Source organism: Cytobacillus oceanisediminis, from assembly GCF_003182355.1.
In the GTDB taxonomy this organism is placed as follows: domain Bacteria; phylum Bacillota; class Bacilli; order Bacillales; family Cytobacillaceae; genus Cytobacillus; species Cytobacillus oceanisediminis_A.
In genome coordinates this window covers 70,243-87,636 of sequence record NZ_QGTW01000005.1, presented here as the reverse complement: position 1 = coordinate 87,636, position 17,394 = coordinate 70,243, and the positions used below count along the sequence as shown (strand labels likewise).

Sequence of the window (17,394 nt, the reverse complement as noted above, 5' to 3'; positions counted from 1 at the left end):
GCTCCGTTTAATTAAGGGAGGAATGAACACTTGAAACAAGATCATCAAAACAAAGGTGTCAATGAGCACAGTAAGGACAGGCAGCTTGATGAGTTTCGTATGGACAATTCCGGCAAAAAGCTTACAACGAATCAGGGAGTGAAGGTTTCGGAGGATGAGCATTCTTTAAAAGCAGGTTCCCGCGGCCCAACCTTAATGGAGGATTTTCATTTCCGGGAAAAGATGACGCACTTCGACCATGAGCGCATTCCGGAGCGAGTTGTTCATGCTCGAGGATTTGGTGCCCATGGTTATTTCCAGGTCTATGAATCAATGGCAGAGTATACACGAGCGAAGTTTCTGCAGGATCCTTCAGTTAAAACCCCGGTTTTTGTAAGGTTTTCAACTGTTGCCGGCTCCCGCGGTTCTGCCGATTCTGTCCGTGATGCCCGCGGCTTTGCAACGAAGTTTTACACGGAAGAAGGCAACTATGACCTTGTCGGCAATAATATCCCGGTCTTTTTCATACAGGATGCCATAAAGTTTCCTGATCTTGTTCACTCGTTTAAGCCAGAGCCGCATAATGAAATGCCTCAGGCTTCAACCGCCCATGATACGTTCTGGGATTTTGCTGCCAACAATACGGAAACAGCCCATATGATTATGTGGACGATGTCTGACCGTGCCATTCCACGCAGCTTTCGAATGATGGAAGGGTTTGGTGTCCATACTTTCCGTTTTGTGAATGAGCAGGGCAAAGCCCGTTTTGTAAAATTCCATTGGAAGCCGGTTCTTGGTACCCATTCTCTTGTCTTTGATGAAGCGCAGAAGCTTGCCGGAAAGGATCCGGACTTTCACCGCCGCGATCTATGGGAAGCTATTGAAATGGGCGATTATCCGGAGTTTGAGCTTGGCGTTCAGATGATTGATGAGGATGATGAATTCTCTTTTGACTTTGATATTCTTGACCCGACAAAGCTTTGGCCGGAGGAAATGGTTCCGGTCAAGATTATTGGAAAAATGACACTGAACCGAAACCAGGATAATGTGTTTGCCGAGACGGAGCAAGCAGCTTTCCATCCAGGCCATGTCGTGCCGGGCATTGATTTTTCGAATGACCCGCTGCTTCAAGGACGCTTATTTTCATATACGGATACCCAGCTGATCCGCCTTGGGGGGCCAAACTTCCATGAGCTGCCGATCAATCGCCCGGTATGTCCGTTCCATAATAATCAGTATGATGGCTATAATCGTATGACGATCAATACTGGCCCTGTTGCCTATCATAAAAACTCTCTTCAGAATAATGATCCAAGCCCTGCTGCTGAAGAAGAAGGCGGCTATGTCCATTACCAGGAAAAGGTTGAGGGACGCAAGGTGCGCCAGCGCAGCGACAGCTTCAAGGACCATTACAGCCAGGCAAAAATGTTCTGGAACAGTATGTCCGAAGTGGAAAAGCAGCATATGATAGAGGCATTCCGCTTTGAAGTTGGCAAGGTGCAAAACAAAGATGTCCAGCAGCAGGTTGTCGATATGTTCAGCAATGTAGATGCTTTCCTTGCTGAGCAAATTGCCCTTGGGGTTGGCGCAAAAGTGCCGGATGCTGCTAACGAATCCCAAGTGACACTATCGTCACCTGCATTAAGCCAAATGAATACAAACAAATCACCTAAGACGAGAAAAGTTGCAATCCTCGCTGATAACGGCTTTAACTATTCTGAAGTCAACAAAGTGATGGAAGATTTGAAGGCAGCAGGCATTACACCTGAAATTGTCAGTAAAAACCTGGGTATGATCAAAGGAAACGGCGGAGAACTGGAAGCAATGAAAACGTTCCTTACCAGCCATTCAGTTATGTATGACGCAGTCTATGTACCAGGCGGGAAAGAGAGTGTAGAGGCACTAAAAATGGTGCCGCAAGGTAAGGAATTTGTCAGCGAAGCGTTCAAGCATTTTAAAACCATCGCGGTTGGCGGAGAAGGAGTGGAACTGCTGTCTGCAGATGCGATGAAAACATTGGGAGAAAAAGGCGCTCAATCGAAAACTTTCTCTGAAATGGGAATCGTGGCAAGCAGAAGTGAAAATGACTACAGCTCCTTTAGCCAGAACCTGATCAACGCCATCGCCAAGCATCGCCACTGGGAACGAGTAATATAAAAATTTGAACTAAAGCCAGCTGAACTCTTGTACAAGAGCTGCTGGCTTTTTTGCGCTTTATTTAATGGGAATAAGGCATTGCCAAACTAGGGCCCTTGAAAGAATAGGAAGTGACCGATAAAGAATAATTTACAGACCGCTGCAATGGATCTGAAACTTGCTTAATAGCAGTTGGCCGGTAAATCATGCAGTTCGGCCGGTATTTAGCTATAAGCGGCCGGTAAATATACAATTTTGGCCGCTATTTTACCAAAAGTGGCCGGTAAATAGCTATAGAGCTGCTGTACAAGCTCAACATTTTAATTTTTTTCGATAATCTGTTAACTTCAGCAGGTATTTTCCATCAAAAATAAGAATTTCAAAGGATTAACCTGCCACAACAAAGCACAAAATGACAGGAAGCCAAATCATGAAATCGTTAGGATGTAATCAAGGGAGTGATCTGGAATGTCTTGGATTGAATCGCTGCAAAAGGCCATTGATTATATTGAGGAGCATTTGCTGGATGAGGACCTCTCCATCCAGAGGGCTGCCGAAGAAGCGAATTCTTCTGCTTTTCATTTTCAGCGCACCTTTGCCATTCTTACGGATATGCCAGTTGGAGAATATATCAGAGGCAGAAGATTGACAATCGCTGCGCAGGAGCTGACTCGTACCGGGTGCAAAATCATTGATCTTGCCTATAAATTTGGATATGACACTCCCGAAGCTTTTACGAAAGCTTTCCGCAGGCAGCATGGCATAACGCCGACAGAAGCAAGGAATTTTTCCGGAAAGCTCAAATCATATAACCGCCTGGTGATTCAGGTAAGTCTGAAAGGAGCAGAACCAATGCAATATTCAATCGTGGAAAAAGAAGCCTTTAAAGTAGCGGGAGTCAAAAGGGAGTTTTCTTTATGCAATGAAGAGAATCTGGCCGGCATTCCTAAAATGTGGGATGAAGTGAACAGTGACGGAACTGGTGACAGGCTGTTCCAGCTGAACAATGGCGAAGTTAAAGGAGTTCTCGGCGTGTGTGTGGATAAACGAAGTACAAAGCCTGACAGCATGGACTATTGGATTGCAGCCAGTTATAAAGGCGATAAGCCTGATGGACTTGAAACTCTGGAAATCCCTGCAGCGAAGTGGGCTGTATTTGAAGTGCATGGAGCCATGCCGCATTCCATTCAGAATGCCTGGAAAAAAATCTTCTCGGAATGGTTTCCATCCAGCGGCTATGAACATGCTGCGGCACCTGAACTGGAAGTTTATTCTGCTGGAAATCCAGCTAGTCCGGACTACTATTCAGAGATTTGGATTCCGGTAAAATAGAACCTGTCTTTAAAAGATTGCTGGAAAAGCAATCTTTTTCTATACATACTGAAAAATGATATGTTAAAGTATGAACATATGTTCGATTTTAATTCAGGAAAAGGAGCTGCTCAGGATGAAAAATCAAGCAACACCTTATTTAATGTTTGAAGGAAATGCAAAGGACGCTTTGGAATTTTACCGGGAAGTTTTTCAATGGGAGGTAACGGAACTCCAAACATATGGGGAAGCGGATTTTCCTACTCCGCCTAGTGCTGACGATTTCATTATTCATGCAAAGCTGGAGAAAGATAACCTTCTCATTATGGTCTCAGATGCATTCCCTGGCCAGGGGGTGACAGTTGGGAATCATATCTCTTTAGTGCTTGAGTTTGAAAGTGAAGAAGAAATCCAATCCATTTATAATAAGATTACCAATAAAGGCCAAGTATTAATGGAGCTGCAGGATACCTTTTGGGGTGCGAAATACGCGAAAGTAAAAGATCCGTTTGGTGTCATCTGGGATCTTAACTACACAAAAAAATAATACATACAAAAAACCTGCAGATTTAAATCCTGCAGGTTTTTCCTTACTAAGCCTTTCTTTTTGGAATCTTGCCAATCCCCAATTCCCTTGCTTCTTTTTGTAATGCTTTAATCAGGCTGAAGGTCATTAAAGCCATGATGATGGAAAAAGGAAGAGCTGCAGCAATCATGGTATTTTGCAGAGCCTGAAGACCGCCTGAGTACAGAAGCACGAGTGAAATGGCGGAAAGCATGATTCCCCAGATAAACTTTATTTTATTCCCTGGATGATGTGAGCCATTGGTTGTCATCATTCCCAGTACATAGGTGCCGGAATCGGCAGATGTAATGAAAAAGGTACAAATTAAGATAATCGCTATAATCGAAGGGACCGTCCCAAATGGGAAATTGGCGAATACGCCAAACAGCGCTTCTTCTGTAGCCAATTCTGAAATCTTCGCCACCCCGTTGTGCTCCTGCATGATCGCTGAGCCGCCAAAAGTGGCAAACCATAAAAATCCGATCAGGGAAGGTACAAGCAATACCCCAAATACGAACTCCCGGATGCTTCTTCCTTTTGAAACACGGGCAATAAAGATGCCGACAAATGGTGCCCAGGCAATCCACCAAGCCCAGTAAAAAATCGTCCAGCCGTTAATCCATGCTCTTACATCATCATTTAACGGGGCAATCCGAAAACTCATGCTTGGAAGATTTTGCAGATATGTTCCGAGTGTATTTGTAAATAAGTTCAAAATGAATAATGTCGGTCCAAGAAAAAATGTCAGCAGGAATAAGAGAACCGCCAAAAGCATATTTAAATTACTGAGAATTTTTATGCCTTTGCCCAACCCTGTCCAAGCTGAAATCATAAATAAGACGGTTACAATCAGGACAATGATGACCTGAACCGGAAAACTAACCGGAATGCCGAAAAGGTAGGAGAGCCCTCCATTTATTTGCATGGCGCCAAATCCAAGAGTAGTGGCAACCCCTACAACAGTGGCAACAACAGCAATGACATCAACAATTTTTCCCGCGGTGCCCTGTGTGCGATCTCCCAAAATCGGTTTAAGTGTTGCGCTAATTAAGCCTGGCTCGTCATGGCGGAAGTTAAAATAGGCTAGTACAAGCGCCACAATGCCGTAAATGGCCCAGGCGTGAACTCCCCAGTGGAAATACGTGTACCGCATTGCTTCCCGGATTGCCTGGTCGGTTCCTACTTCACTGCCGGAAGGAGAGCCCACAGCATAATGGTAAATGGGTTCAGCCGCACCCCAGAAAACGAGTCCGATTCCCATCCCCGCACTGAATAGCATGGCGAACCAGGTAGGGCGGGAAAATTCAGGCTTATCATCCTGTTTGCCAAGCTTAATTTTTCCTAATGGGCTGATTAAAAAATATAAGCAAACGATCACGATAAAAGACACAAGCAGCAGATAATACCATCCGAAGCTGTTGGTAATTAAGGTTTGCACATTGGATGTTACACGCTCGAGTGCATCCGGAACAAAAACGCCAAATAAAACAAGCAATAATAAAATTCCTACTGATATGTAAAAAACAACTAAGTTTTGCTTCACATTTACTCCCCTTTCTGCATAGACCGCTTCTTTTAGCATTGAATACATTGGATGGATTTATGCGAATGAAAAAAGAAAATTAATCTTTTAGAAGGAAATTTCCCAGAACTGAAGAATTTCCCTAGAAGACGACCAGCAAGGAGGTTAAAAAAGATTGTTAACATTATTCCGCTATAACTGGCAAGTGCGTGACGAGTGGTTTGAATGGTGCCGCAAGCTTTCCCTTGAAGAACTAACTTCAGAACGAACAGGGGGTATGGGCAGCATTTTAAGAACACTTTTTCACATTGTAGATGTAGAATACAGCTGGATTTGTGCAGTACAAGGAAAAGAAGTAAAAGACCCGGTATTTTCAGATTATCAGACTTTGGAAAAAATAAAGGCGCTGTCTGATGAATACCGCAATGAATTGGAAAAGTTTTTTCAGGAGGAATGGCCAGTACTTGATTATAAAAAGGTCACTCCCTGGTGGATGGAAGGTGAATTTTATAAAGAAGAAGTATTGCATCATGTTCTTGTCCATGAAATCCATCATATCGGCCAGCTGTCTGTCTGGGCAAGGGAGCTGAATCTTGAACCAGTATCAGCCAATCTGTTAGGCCGGGAACTATACTGATTAAGGGGAATGGAAGAATGATTAGAAGACTTACTGAACATGACCATGAAACTTGCTTCAGCTTTTTGAAGCAGCAGCCGGCCGAGAACCTGTTTATTATTGGTGATATTGAGGCATACGGCTATGAAAAGGATTTTCAAAGGGTTTGGGGAGAATTTAATAAAAACGGAGATCTCAAGGCTGTTTTATTAAAATATGAGGAAAATTACATACCATTTGCCACAGGAGACTTTGATGCAAAGGGCTTTGCGAAGATTATGCTGGGTGATGATAATTTTGGAATGATGTCCGGGCTGAAGGGTGTTACCGGCAAAATTGAGCCTTTTGTGAGCGACCTTTTGAAAAGAAAACGGGAAACATTCTATGCAAAGTGCACAAAATTAAATGCTATTGCAGAGGATGTTGATACGTCTGCTGTTATCCAGGCCGGTCCCGAAGATGCCGAAAACCTGGTAGAGCTGCTGAACAGCATTCCGGAATTCAGCGATTCAACGATTACGGTCGAGAGAAAGAAGCGCGGCCTAAAGGATGGTTCATCCCGTTCCTATTTTATTAATGAAGGTGGAAAGATGGTCAGCACTTCTTCGACAACCGCTGAAAATTCACTTTCCGCAATGGTTGTCGGTGTAGCTACACTAGAAAGCTACAAGAAAAAAGGCTATGCCACACAATGCATGGTAAAACTTTGCAGACAGCTTCTCGAGGATAACAAGGAGTTATGCCTCTTTTACGATAATCCTGAAGCCGGTGCCATTTATAAGCGGATCGGCTTTGAAGATATCGGCTGCTGGATGATGTATACGTTTGAAAAGATTGAAGCTAAGAAGATGTCCTGAAGCATCGATACGTTTAGCATCGCTCTATACTTTTCCTTTTTTACAGGTCTAGTCGGTAAACTATTAATATATAGAAATAATTTCTTAAAAGTTCCGTTAGTTGGCGGGACTTTTTTATTTCGGAAATGAGTCTAAAAGACTAGAAACATCCGTCGATTATGAATCTTTGTACTCAAGGTAAAAAGGGATTATTAGCAGAATTTTATTAATTGTTTTACAAATTTTATCATTTTTTGCGCATTTTGGAGGTGGAAGATAAAGCGCGCGTTAAAAATAAAAAATAGGGGTTGAACTATAAAAATGTCGAAAAGGTCTTTTAAATCCTTTATCCTCTCGCTCGTGTTTCTGCTAACTTTTTCTTCTATGGGAGTTGGCGCAGGAGCTGCAAGCAGTAATGCCAGGAATGCAGCAGAACCTGAATTAGCTGAATTATTTGGTGATTATGATTTAAGTTCTGCCAATACTGCATCTGTCATTGTTGAGCTAACAGAACCATCCATTGTTGAAGCAAAACATAAAGGGAAGAGCCAATCAAAAGCGAACCTATCTAAAGCTCGCAATCAAGTAAAATCGAATTTGAATAAAGCAGTAAAAAATGCAAAAGTGAATCGGGAATATGACTATGTATTTTCAGGTTTTTCACTAGAATTGCCTGAAAATAAGATTCCTGCCTTGCTTTCCGTGCCGGGAGTAAAGGCTGTATATCCTGATGTTGCCTATACAGTAACAACAGTTGGCGAAGCGGAAGAAACCGCTGAGGATGCCATTAGCCCGAATATGTTTGATAGTGCTCCATTTATTGGCGCGGATCAAGCATGGGATGCCGGTTTTACAGGTGAAGGAATTACTGTTGCTGTAATTGATACGGGAGTTGATTACACTCATCCTGATCTTGTCCATGCTTTTGGGGAGTATAAAGGTTATGATTTTGTAGACAATGACGAGGATCCTCAGGAAACTCCAAAAGGTGATCCTAGAGGAGCGCAAACCCAACATGGGACACACGTTGCTGGAACCGTTGCAGCTAATGGAACCATTAAAGGAGTAGCACCTGATGCAGAGCTTCTTGGCTATCGTGTATTGGGGCCTGGTGGAAGCGGAACGACTGAAAACGTTGTAGCAGGCATTGAAAAAGCTGTTCAGGATGGCGCAGATGTTATGAATCTTTCATTGGGTGCTTCCATAAATAATCCAGATTGGGCAACCAGCATCGCTTTGGATTGGGCAATGGCTGAAGGTGTCGTAGCAGTCACTTCAAACGGTAACAGCGGTCCAAGTAACTGGACTGTCGGTTCTCCAGGAACTTCACGTGAAGCAATTTCTGTAGGAGCAACACAGCTTCCTTACAATGTTTATAATTCTGTTATTTCTACTTCTGAGGGAGTAGAGTACCCAACTGCGAAAGTAATGGGCTTCCCGAGTGATGAAGAACTATTAGCCTTAAATAGTAGAGAATATGAATTTGTTTACGTTGGCTTGGGTGCTGCTTCAGATTTTGAAGGTAAGGACCTTACCGGGAAAATTGCTTTAATCAGCCGGGGAGATTTTGCATTTGTTGATAAAGCAGCAAATGCAAAGAATGCTGGCGCAGCCGGAGCGATTATTTTCAACAATGTTGCTGGTGAGCATGCAGATGTTCCCGGTATGGCAGTTCCTACAATTAAAACGGAACTTTCAGACGGTCAAAAGCTTCTAGCCGAATTGGAAAAAGGAAATAACACTATATCTTTTAATATTGAATTCTCTAATAAAGTAGGCGAAACTGTTGCTGGATTCTCTTCAAGAGGACCTGTCATTGATACATGGATGATTAAGCCCGATGTTTCTGCTCCTGGTGTAAATATTACTAGTACCGTTCCTACACATAATGCAGATCAGCCGCATGGCTATGCAGCAATGCAGGGAACAAGTATGGCATCTCCGCATGTTGCAGGAGCAGCCGCTTTACTTTTAGAAGCACATCCGGAATGGAATGTGGATGACGTAAAAGCAGCATTAATGAACACAGCTGAAGATTTAATTGATCCAGCCACTGGAAAAGCATATCCGCACAATACACAAGGTACAGGAAGCATCCGCCCGCTGAAGGCAATCAATACTAAAACACTTGCCACTCCTGGAAGCCATTCATTCGGTGTTTTCTACAAAGATCAGGGCAAGCAAGTAGAAAAACAGCATTTCACAATTAAGAATCTCTCAGAGGAGCGCCAAACATACAGCTTTGATGTAGAATTTGGCGAATACTCAGATGCCATTAAGGTTTCTGCAAGCAATAACCTAAAGGTAAATGCAGGTCAATCACAGAAAGTAAATCTAAATGTCCAAGTCGATGCAGGGAAATTAGTGCCTGGCTACTATGAAGGTTCTATTATAGTATCCAATGGTACAGAAGTTTTGGATATTCCAACCATTCTTTTCGTAAAAGAGCCTGATTACCCTCGGGTTACGAGCATCTCTGTGTCACAAGACAGCAATGGGCCAACTGGCATTACAGCGTACTTTCCACGTGGAGCAGAGGATGTAAAGTTTTTCGTCTATACTGCTAATGCCCAGGGAACTCCAGTTCAGTTTTTAGGTATAGTCTCAGAGCATGAAAGTGCTCTTGAAGGTTATAATACATTTGCTTGGGATGGAACAGTAAATGGTGTGAAACTTGGAACAGGCTACTATAATCTTTATGTAAATGCTACGAAAACTGGGGTTACAACTCAGCGGGGGGTTAACTTCCAAATCAAATAATCTTAAAAAGATAATCCCTCAGCCAGCTTGGCTAAGGGATTATTTATTACTATTAATTAATTCCGTACAATAATATAAATCAAGTAAATAATATAAGCTGCTGCAAGGAAGCTGCCTTCATATTTTCCTACTGCATAGTGGGTTCTGGAACACGCCAGAAGCACAATTGTCAGCAGAATCATGATCGTTATATCCACTACAATTTTTGGATCAACGCCCAGCGGAGTAATTGCTGCGGCCGCACCAAGAACAAAGAGAATATTAAAGATATTGCTTCCAACAATGTTCCCAAGCGCAATCTCACTTTGCTTTTTAATTGCTGCTGTAATGGAGGTGACCAATTCCGGAAGGGAGGTACCCACTGCTACAATCGTCAATCCAACCAGTGTTTCGCTCATTCCCAACGAAACTGCAATCTCAGTGCTGCTTCTGACCACCAAATCTCCCCCAAAAATGATCGCTGCAAGGCCGGCCAAGGTAACCAGAATTTGCTTCGTCCATATGGAGCTACTTGTTTTTACATCCTCGCTCTGCGTATTGCTGCGGCTTTTTCTCGCCACTTCAAACAAATAATACATGAATATGGCAAAAATCAAGAGCAGAATCAGTCCATCACCGCGGGTCACAATGTCTTCGCTGACGGATTCCAATACTCTATCACTGATAAAAATCATCAAGGCTGTGCTCGCCAGCAAGGTAAAAGGAATCTCTTTTCGGATCGTCTCGCTTTCCACCTTCAGGGGATTAATCATGGCTGTAATCCCGACTACGAGCGTAATATTAAAAATATTACTTCCGATTACATTGCCAAGCGCCACGTCCGCATTACCCTTTAGCGCCGCCAGAATACTGACCGTCGCTTCCGGCGAACTGGTACCAAACGCCACAATCGTTAAACCAATCAAAAGCGGAGAAATGTTCAGGAAGCCGGCAATTTTCGAGGCTCCCTCCACAAAAAAGTTCGCCCCTGCAATCAGGAGGGCAAACCCTATGAGTAAAAGTATGTATGTCAAGTTTTTAAGGCACCTCCATTTTTTCTATGATTATCCTATTATGGATGGGTTTTCACTCTCTTTCAAGTTTTAGCTTTTTTGATAAGTTTTCATTCTGAATAATGGCCGCTATGGTTTTGACGGTGACAGTAATCTTTTATTTGATTGTTTCCTTGCTCTACTCCTCAAATTATCAAATCACTCCCAAGTCTCCCCGCCATCATTGCGATTCACAAACACCTGGCGAAAGGAAAACCCTCATATCAGCCAATAAGCGTTTTTGAAGTGTACTGCCTCATACGAATATTAGGAACAGCACGATCACAACGACTGTGTAATAACAAGGCCAATCATGGAAAAAGTATCCTAATATACTATTACTATTCTTACGAATGAAACAGCGGTTTCGATTCATTTTTTGATATAATAATAAGGAATTGTATTTTTGCCTTAGCCGAATGAGGCATAAAAATAAGAGCTGCACGAAAAATTCGAAAAGTGGTTCATAAAAGAGAAAAGTTGCACGCAATATCCAGAAAGTTGCACACAAACTTCCGACAGTAATTCATATATCCAGAAAAATACCCAAAAAGGTTTTATATCCAATAAAAAAGGAGCTGCCACATTGAAAAATAAAAATATACTATTTTACATCTTACTAGCTTTACTGCTTACTACCGTCATCAGCATTGTGCTGGGCTATCATTCATTCGGTTTTACGGTTGGCTTTATATTCGCTTTTCTTTCTCTAGCGACAGGCTATTTTTATTCCATGAAAAACCGGGAATATATGCACCAAAACTATCATGCCGATTATGTTGACCGCTTAAAAAATAATAAAAAAATATAACAGAAATATCCTGCTGGCATTCAGCACTTCTCTATTATATGCTTAATAAAAACAAATAGAGGAGGCTGGCCATGAGAAACCAGGAAAAAATGGGATTGCTGCTAGATGTGGAGACGACGGGACTAGGGCCGAATTCCGATGAGATCATAGAATTGGCTTTGAAGCTTTTTTCTTATCGTGCCGATACAGGAGAGATCCTTGATATCAAGAACAAGGACTCTTTTTTAAGAGAACCAATCAGCAAATCTGCGAAAAACAATTACAGCCGCGCTTTCAGAGTCCATGGGATTCCCTATGAAGCCGTCAGCGGGAAAAGCTTTGATGATATGAAAATAAAAAAATACTTCTATCATGCCGATGCCGCATTTGCGCATAATGCTTCCTTTGACAGAAGCTTTTTGTATCGGATGTATCCCGAAGATGTAAATGAATTAAAGTGGTTTTGCACCATGAGAAGCGTTCCATGGAAGGACTACGGTTTTACCGACAGCAAGCTTCTGACACTTCTGCAATCCCACCAAATTGCAGACAGCCAGACACACCGTGCCATGGATGATATTACATACTTGATGGAGCTGCTGAAAAAAACAAATCCTAAAGGGCATCTGTATATGCTGGATGTCCTTACTAAAGGCCCAATGAGAAAATATCAGCCTGCAGCACAGGGCAGGCTTGGATAAATATTCAATCAAACGTTTGATTGAATTGCCTTCAATGCTTGATATATTTACAATAAAAAGAGTGCCGCTCATTCGAGCTGGCACTCTTTTCACTATTCGCTCTTCAACAAGGGCAGCACGATTTTAACGGTTGTTCCTTTGGCGATCGTGCTTTCATATTCAATGGATCCTTCCATTTCGCGGATAATTTTATTCGTAACCATGCTGCCTAGCCCAGTGCCTTTTGTTTTCGTTGTATAAAAAGGCAGTCCGATTTGCTGCAATTGTTCGGATGTCATCCCCCGTCCGTTGTCCTCAATACTGACTTCAACCGTGTTTTGATAAAAGTCTGCGAGGGTGCGGATTTTTACAATTCCCTGTTCCGGGATCGATTCAATTGCATTTTTAACGACATTCATGATTGCTTGTTTCAAATAGTGCTCATCCCCGTGCACATAAAAAGGATCGGTGTCCTCATAATCAATCACTACATTGGAGTAAGAAGCAAGCGGCCTCATAAGAAGAACACAATCCTGAATAACCTTATGCAACGGTACATTAGAAAGCTGAAACTGTTCAGGTTTAGAGACTTTGAGATAATTCGTAATAATGCTGTTTGTCCGATCCAGCTCCTCTAAAATAAGCGGCGAATACTTTTTTAAGTTTTCATCAGAAGTATCCTGACTCAGAAATTGGATGAAACCCCTGACAGTTGATAAGGGATTTCGGATTTCATGGGCAAAGGAAGCAGCAAGCTGGCCGACCATAGTAAGCTTATCAACATACATCATCTCATTGATTTGCTTATTAATCCTGAACAGACTTTCGATGACAAAAATCAGGGCGATAAATGTAATATAAAACGCCATGAAATAAACCAAGTAAAAGAAGGTATCCAAAAAAATGACCGCAGAAGCGAGGATGGAAATATAAATAGAGAAATATAAGAGTGCAATCAAAGTCCCTGACAGGACCTTGTGCTTAGAGTTCAGGAAGATCCTTCTAAAGGCAAAGGTAACAACAAAGGCTAGCACAGAAACCAAAATCCCGATTTGGATAAACTGTCCGCCAATCAAATAGCGGATCATGACAACACTCGCAAGCACCATGGATCCAGGCAGCCATCCTGCATACAGAGTGACAATCATGATGGCGACCATTCTTAAATCAAAGTGTGTTTCACCCAAAGTTTCAATCGGGTAAAACATGCACAGAAGGGCTCCAAATGAGCCGAGCAGTCCATATATTAATTTTTGTTTTAATGTAAGAGGGATTTTTGTTTGAAAAGGAAAAAACAAATTCCCGTTAAATGTAAAAGAAAATAGTATCGTTATATTAACCAGTAAAGGTTTGATCAGTGTAACCAAGGCTTCCCTCCAAGTAAAAAAATCTAGATGCCAAGGGATTCATCTTTCCAAAAGAAGATTGTCCTTAATCGCGTAAAATTTCCTTCACCCGGCCGACCTGTCCGTCCTCTAGCCTCACCTTGATTCCATGAGGGTGGGTAGGCGATTTCGTTAAAATATCTTTTACTGTTCCTTCAGTCAGAGTTCCCGTTCGCTGATCCTTTTTTAATACAATCTTTACTTTGTTTCCAGGGGCAATGTTTGCCCGATTTTGTCCATTCATTACACACCCGTCCGTTTCCGCTGATTATTCGTTTTTTTCGTTTGCTGGCTTTTCAATGCCTTAGCCGACTTCACAGGGCTATTATTAAATTTGCCCCCAGATTGGTTTTGCTTTTTACTCTCAAGCTGCTGCTTCATTGCTTCTTTAAGGCTAATCTTTTTTCTTTCGTTTTCGTCTATATGAGTCATGTTAAAATCTCCTTTATTTACATATCCCTCTATTATAAATCATTAACCCGATAAAAGAAATTTTACTTTGGAAATGATCTTTTCACCTGTAATTTTTCTGAAAAAATAAGTCTTTAGGACCACGGAACATTCTACTAAACCATCCTATATTCCTATTTTGAAAATACTGAATCTTTTGTACTATTTAGATTATAGAAATAAATAGTAATAGGGGAGTGAGTCACTTGTTAAAAGTTCTATCGACATCAGCATTATCCCTGGCTTTAGCTGGAAGTGCCGTTTTTGCAGGATTGGGACCGGCAGATACACAAGCTAAGCAGGAAAGTAAATATCAGATCAGCCTAGCAGACCATGTCGGAGTTACACCAGAACTTGGTGAAAAAGCTAAGGAATTGGGTATCGATTTATCGAAGGTGGATCCAGCCGAGAAAGCAGCCCAGAATGGTGCTAAGTTCCAGGAGCCTGGCGATAATCATGTGGCATATAGAGAATCCACAGGCGATGTTCCCGTGCTTGTTCTTTTGGCAAAATACCCGGAAGGCGATGAGCCAAAAGGCGATATGCCTGGACAAGTACCAGCAAAATATTACGAGGATTTAATTTTTGGAGATGAATATAACCCGTATGAGCTCGAGCAGTTTAAGCAATATGATGGTCCAAATGTTCCAAAAGACCGCACGATGCAAAATGCTTATAAAGAATCCAGTTATGGAAAAGTAAACTTAGTCCGTAAGGAAAATACAGAATTTGTCTGGGTAGAGATGCCTAAAGGTGCTTCATACTACTTAGATCAAGAAGGCAAGTATGCTGAAAACGGCAAATATGTACTTGGAAATGTTAATGGTGACGCGCATACAGGTGAATTCATCCGCGACTTGCTGAAAGCAGCAGACGATCAAGTTGACTTCTCCCAGTATGCTGAAAATGGAGAAGTTCCAAACATATTCGTTATTCATGAAGGAACAGGGGCAGAATTCAGCCGTGACCCTGCTCAATTCTGGTCTCACAAGTGGAGCCTACTCAGTGCTTTATATTATGGTAAATACTATGAAACTGGCAAACCAGCAGATGTACATGCAGGTATGTCACAAGGCGCTTGGATTAATAAAACAGTAGCAGAAGAAATGACTTATGATGGAGTTGTCGTTAACAACTACAACATTCAGCCAGGCATCGGCGGTAACGTTGCAGGTTTTGATGCGGCTACTAATTCTTACGATGAATCTAAAAAGACAGGTCCTTTCCCAGCCCAAACAGGGGTATATGCCCATGAATTTGGACATGCTTTAGGATTGCCTGATTTCTATGATACAGTTTATACTTCTGAAGGTGTCGGCAACTATTCCTTGATGGCGGGCGGCTCCTGGATGCGCTATCCGGATGCTGCCGTTTACGGCGGAAACTCTCCGACACATTTTGACCCATTCTCTAAGATTTTCTTGGGCTGGGTAAATCCAATTGAAGTGAAGCCTGCAGATAAGCCGCAAACCATTACTTTGCCTCCAATCAACGAAGCAACTGCTGAAAACGGCATCGTAAAAATGGAAGTACCAGGCTCAAACGGAACTGAATACTTCTTATTCGAAAACGTTCAGCAGAAAGGCTTTAACCAGGGCTTAATCCGCCAAGGTGCAGAATCTCATGGCTTAGTAGCATGGCATGTGGATGAAAACATCATCAATCTTTACCAAACTGCCGGTTTCCGGCCAAACAATGTGGAAAACTGGATGAACAAGCGCTTCCAGTACAACCAGTCTCAAACAGCAAGTGATGGCACTGAAGTAACACATTACGGATTATCAGTTCTTCAGGCAGACGGTCTATATGAACTTGAGAAAAACTTGAACCGCGGTAACGCAGGAGACTTCTTCAAAACAGGAAGCAAGATTACTCCGGTATCCGGAAACGTTCACTCTGGTTCTTACTATTTCTGGAAAGGCTTCAGCGATGTACCAGCTAACTCCGGAATTCATGTAACAGACATTAAGGAAAACAAAGACGGCTCAATCACAGCTAAATTCTTCTACAACTTCGACAGCAGTGTGAAGTAAGCATTACCCCGAGCGGGAATATCCTGCTCGGGTTTTTTTATTTAAATGCTCTGTTAAAGCTTATTGTTGTTTTTTAGCACCCTGTTGATTGGAGCGGAAGGCACGAGCTCCCCGAAAATACATTCACATTCTCTTCGTGTGTTTATTCGGCTGCTTATTCAGCGTCCTGCCGGAGTGCTGATCAAAGGGAGACCCCGCAGGAGCAAAGCGACGAAGAGCGTTGGACCGCCCGCGTTCGCTGAGTGCCTGCAGCGGACATCAACAGACCAATTTAACAGAGCCTATATAAAAAGCACCTGCAAACACAGATGCCTCAAACTCACAAACTATTTTTCTCATAAACCTTTAAGTTTGCATAAATAGCCGCAAGGACAGGAGCTTCCAACCCTTGAACCTTGGCCCGCTCGAGCAAGTAGCCAAAGAAATGGTCAGCTTCGATCGGCTGCTGTTTTTCCATGTCCCGCTGCAGGGAGGATTTCATGCTATAGCCGATTTCATTTATTTTTTGTATTTGTGCTGCTTCAATGCCATCTGAAAGCGGCGCCCCAATATTTCTCATAATCGCTGACGCTTCTTTCAGAGTCTCTTTTGCAGTTGCTAATCCGTATTCCTGCTCGCGGATAGGGCCAATCGGAGAGCGGAAGAGAGAGGTAACGCCCGAAAGTGTAGAAATAAACAGATACTTATGCCACATCTCCTGCTCAATATGATCTGAAAGGCGGAAGTTCGCTTTTGCACCAGAAAAAGCTTGCTGCAGTTTTAGGATCCGCTCTGTTTTTTCACCTGACCGTTCGCCAAATACGAAGTCATGAATCGGGCTTGTTTGTATCACTTTTCCGTTTTCATCAAGGGTTGTTTCAATAAAACAGAGTCCGCCAAGTACTTTCTCTTCTCCAAAAGCTGCTGTCAGTGCATCCATGTGGGCAATTCCGTTTAAAAGAGGGAGAATCACTGTCTTTTCACTTACATATGTACGAATATCTTCAATCGCTCCCTGTAGATGGTAAGCTTTTGTGGAAAGCAGGATCACATCAAATTCCTCTGCTTTTTCTCCGGTTAAAATCGTTTTAGGCTCTGTGATCTTCACATCTCCGTGGATACTTTCTGCCACTAGTCCATCTTGTTCAAGCTGCCGCTTTCTTTTTTCCCTGACTAGAAAGGTAACATCCTCGCTTTTTTCCAATAGCCTCCCGCCAAAATAGCCGCCAATCGCGCCTGCTCCAACAGTTAATATTCTCATTCTCTTTACCTCCTTAAAATCTATTAATTCCATTATATAGGAAAAAGTGCACGCTTTGGG

General features: G+C 42.5%; 15 protein-coding genes. 9 read left to right on the top strand and 6 right to left on the bottom strand.

Going from position 1 to position 17,394, the window contains the following annotated elements; genetic code table 11:
• Positions 1 to 30: 30 nt before the first annotated feature.
• From DFO73_RS11255 to DFO73_RS11245, 3 genes are all read left to right on the top strand, one after another.
• A complete protein-coding gene (locus tag DFO73_RS11255) occupies positions 31 to 2,136 on the top strand; it encodes a catalase (RefSeq protein ID WP_110064890.1) in 2,106 nt (701 codons plus the stop codon).
• Positions 2,137 to 2,583: 447 nt separating this feature from the next.
• Entirely contained in the window at positions 2,584 to 3,447 is an 864-nt protein-coding gene (locus DFO73_RS11250; RefSeq protein WP_110064889.1) for an AraC family transcriptional regulator, read from the top strand.
• A gap of 115 nt (positions 3,448 to 3,562) precedes the next feature.
• Positions 3,563 to 3,973 (top strand): VOC family protein, encoded by a 411-nt coding sequence (locus DFO73_RS11245; protein ID WP_110064888.1) that lies wholly within the window; start codon positions 3,563 to 3,565, stop codon positions 3,971 to 3,973.
• Between the two features lie 46 nt (positions 3,974 to 4,019).
• On the opposite strand, the gene DFO73_RS11240 is transcribed toward DFO73_RS11245, so the two are convergent.
• A complete protein-coding gene (locus DFO73_RS11240) occupies positions 4,020 to 5,534 on the bottom strand; it encodes a glycine betaine uptake BCCT transporter (RefSeq protein ID WP_110064887.1) in 1,515 nt (504 codons plus the stop codon).
• A 154-nt stretch (positions 5,535 to 5,688) separates the two neighbouring features.
• On the opposite strand from DFO73_RS11240, the gene DFO73_RS11235 reads away from it, so the two are divergent.
• The 3 genes from DFO73_RS11235 to DFO73_RS11225 all read left to right on the top strand — a co-directional run bounded on the left by DFO73_RS11235 (position 5,689) and on the right by DFO73_RS11225 (position 9,725).
• The gene (locus DFO73_RS11235) at positions 5,689 to 6,150 is read left to right on the top strand and encodes a DinB family protein (protein WP_110064886.1); all 462 of its coding nucleotides are present in this window, start codon (positions 5,689 to 5,691) and stop codon (positions 6,148 to 6,150) included.
• A gap of 17 nt (positions 6,151 to 6,167) precedes the next feature.
• The gene (locus tag DFO73_RS11230) at positions 6,168 to 6,986 is read left to right on the top strand and encodes a GNAT family N-acetyltransferase (RefSeq protein ID WP_110064885.1); all 819 of its coding nucleotides are present in this window, start codon (positions 6,168 to 6,170) and stop codon (positions 6,984 to 6,986) included.
• Positions 6,987 to 7,286: 300 nt separating this feature from the next.
• Complete coding sequence (locus DFO73_RS11225) at positions 7,287 to 9,725, top strand: S8 family peptidase (RefSeq protein ID WP_110064884.1); 2,439 nt, start codon at positions 7,287 to 7,289, stop codon at positions 9,723 to 9,725.
• Between the two features lie 56 nt (positions 9,726 to 9,781).
• On the opposite strand, the gene DFO73_RS11220 is transcribed toward DFO73_RS11225, so the two are convergent.
• The gene (locus DFO73_RS11220) at positions 9,782 to 10,738 is read right to left on the bottom strand and encodes a calcium/sodium antiporter (protein ID WP_110064883.1); all 957 of its coding nucleotides are present in this window, start codon (positions 10,736 to 10,738) and stop codon (positions 9,782 to 9,784) included.
• A 604-nt stretch (positions 10,739 to 11,342) separates the two neighbouring features.
• On the opposite strand from DFO73_RS11220, the gene DFO73_RS11215 reads away from it, so the two are divergent.
• Together DFO73_RS11215 and DFO73_RS11210 are read left to right on the top strand one after the other, a co-directional pair.
• Entirely contained in the window at positions 11,343 to 11,567 is a 225-nt protein-coding gene (locus DFO73_RS11215) for a hypothetical protein (protein ID WP_110064882.1), read from the top strand.
• A 71-nt stretch (positions 11,568 to 11,638) separates the two neighbouring features.
• Complete coding sequence (locus DFO73_RS11210) at positions 11,639 to 12,247, top strand: exonuclease domain-containing protein (protein ID WP_110064881.1); 609 nt, start codon at positions 11,639 to 11,641, stop codon at positions 12,245 to 12,247.
• A gap of 92 nt (positions 12,248 to 12,339) precedes the next feature.
• Here the strand turns inward: DFO73_RS11210 and DFO73_RS11205 are convergent, their stop codons facing one another.
• The 3 genes from DFO73_RS11205 to DFO73_RS11195 all read right to left on the bottom strand — a co-directional run bounded on the left by DFO73_RS11205 (position 12,340) and on the right by DFO73_RS11195 (position 14,043).
• A complete protein-coding gene (locus DFO73_RS11205) occupies positions 12,340 to 13,524 on the bottom strand; it encodes an ATP-binding protein (RefSeq protein WP_309043048.1) in 1,185 nt (394 codons plus the stop codon).
• Positions 13,525 to 13,657: 133 nt separating this feature from the next.
• Positions 13,658 to 13,855 carry a YwbE family protein gene (locus DFO73_RS11200; protein ID WP_110064879.1) on the bottom strand — a complete coding sequence of 66 codons (198 nt, stop codon included), beginning with the start codon at positions 13,853 to 13,855 and terminating at the stop codon, positions 13,658 to 13,660.
• Positions 13,855 to 14,043, bottom strand: coding sequence for a hypothetical protein (locus DFO73_RS11195; RefSeq protein ID WP_110064878.1), 189 nt, complete (start codon positions 14,041 to 14,043; stop codon positions 13,855 to 13,857). The genes DFO73_RS11200 and DFO73_RS11195 overlap by 1 nt, the downstream gene beginning before the upstream one ends.
• Positions 14,044 to 14,267: 224 nt before the next feature.
• Here DFO73_RS11195 and DFO73_RS11190 point away from each other — a divergent pair, with 224 nt between their 5' ends.
• On the top strand, positions 14,268 to 16,094 hold the full coding sequence (locus DFO73_RS11190; RefSeq protein WP_110064877.1) for a M6 family metalloprotease domain-containing protein: 1,827 nt from the start codon (positions 14,268 to 14,270) through the stop codon (positions 16,092 to 16,094).
• Between the two features lie 319 nt (positions 16,095 to 16,413).
• On the opposite strand, the gene DFO73_RS11185 is transcribed toward DFO73_RS11190, so the two are convergent.
• Entirely contained in the window at positions 16,414 to 17,334 is a 921-nt protein-coding gene (locus DFO73_RS11185) for a ketopantoate reductase family protein (protein WP_110064876.1), read from the bottom strand.
• Positions 17,335 to 17,394 lie beyond the last annotated feature (60 nt).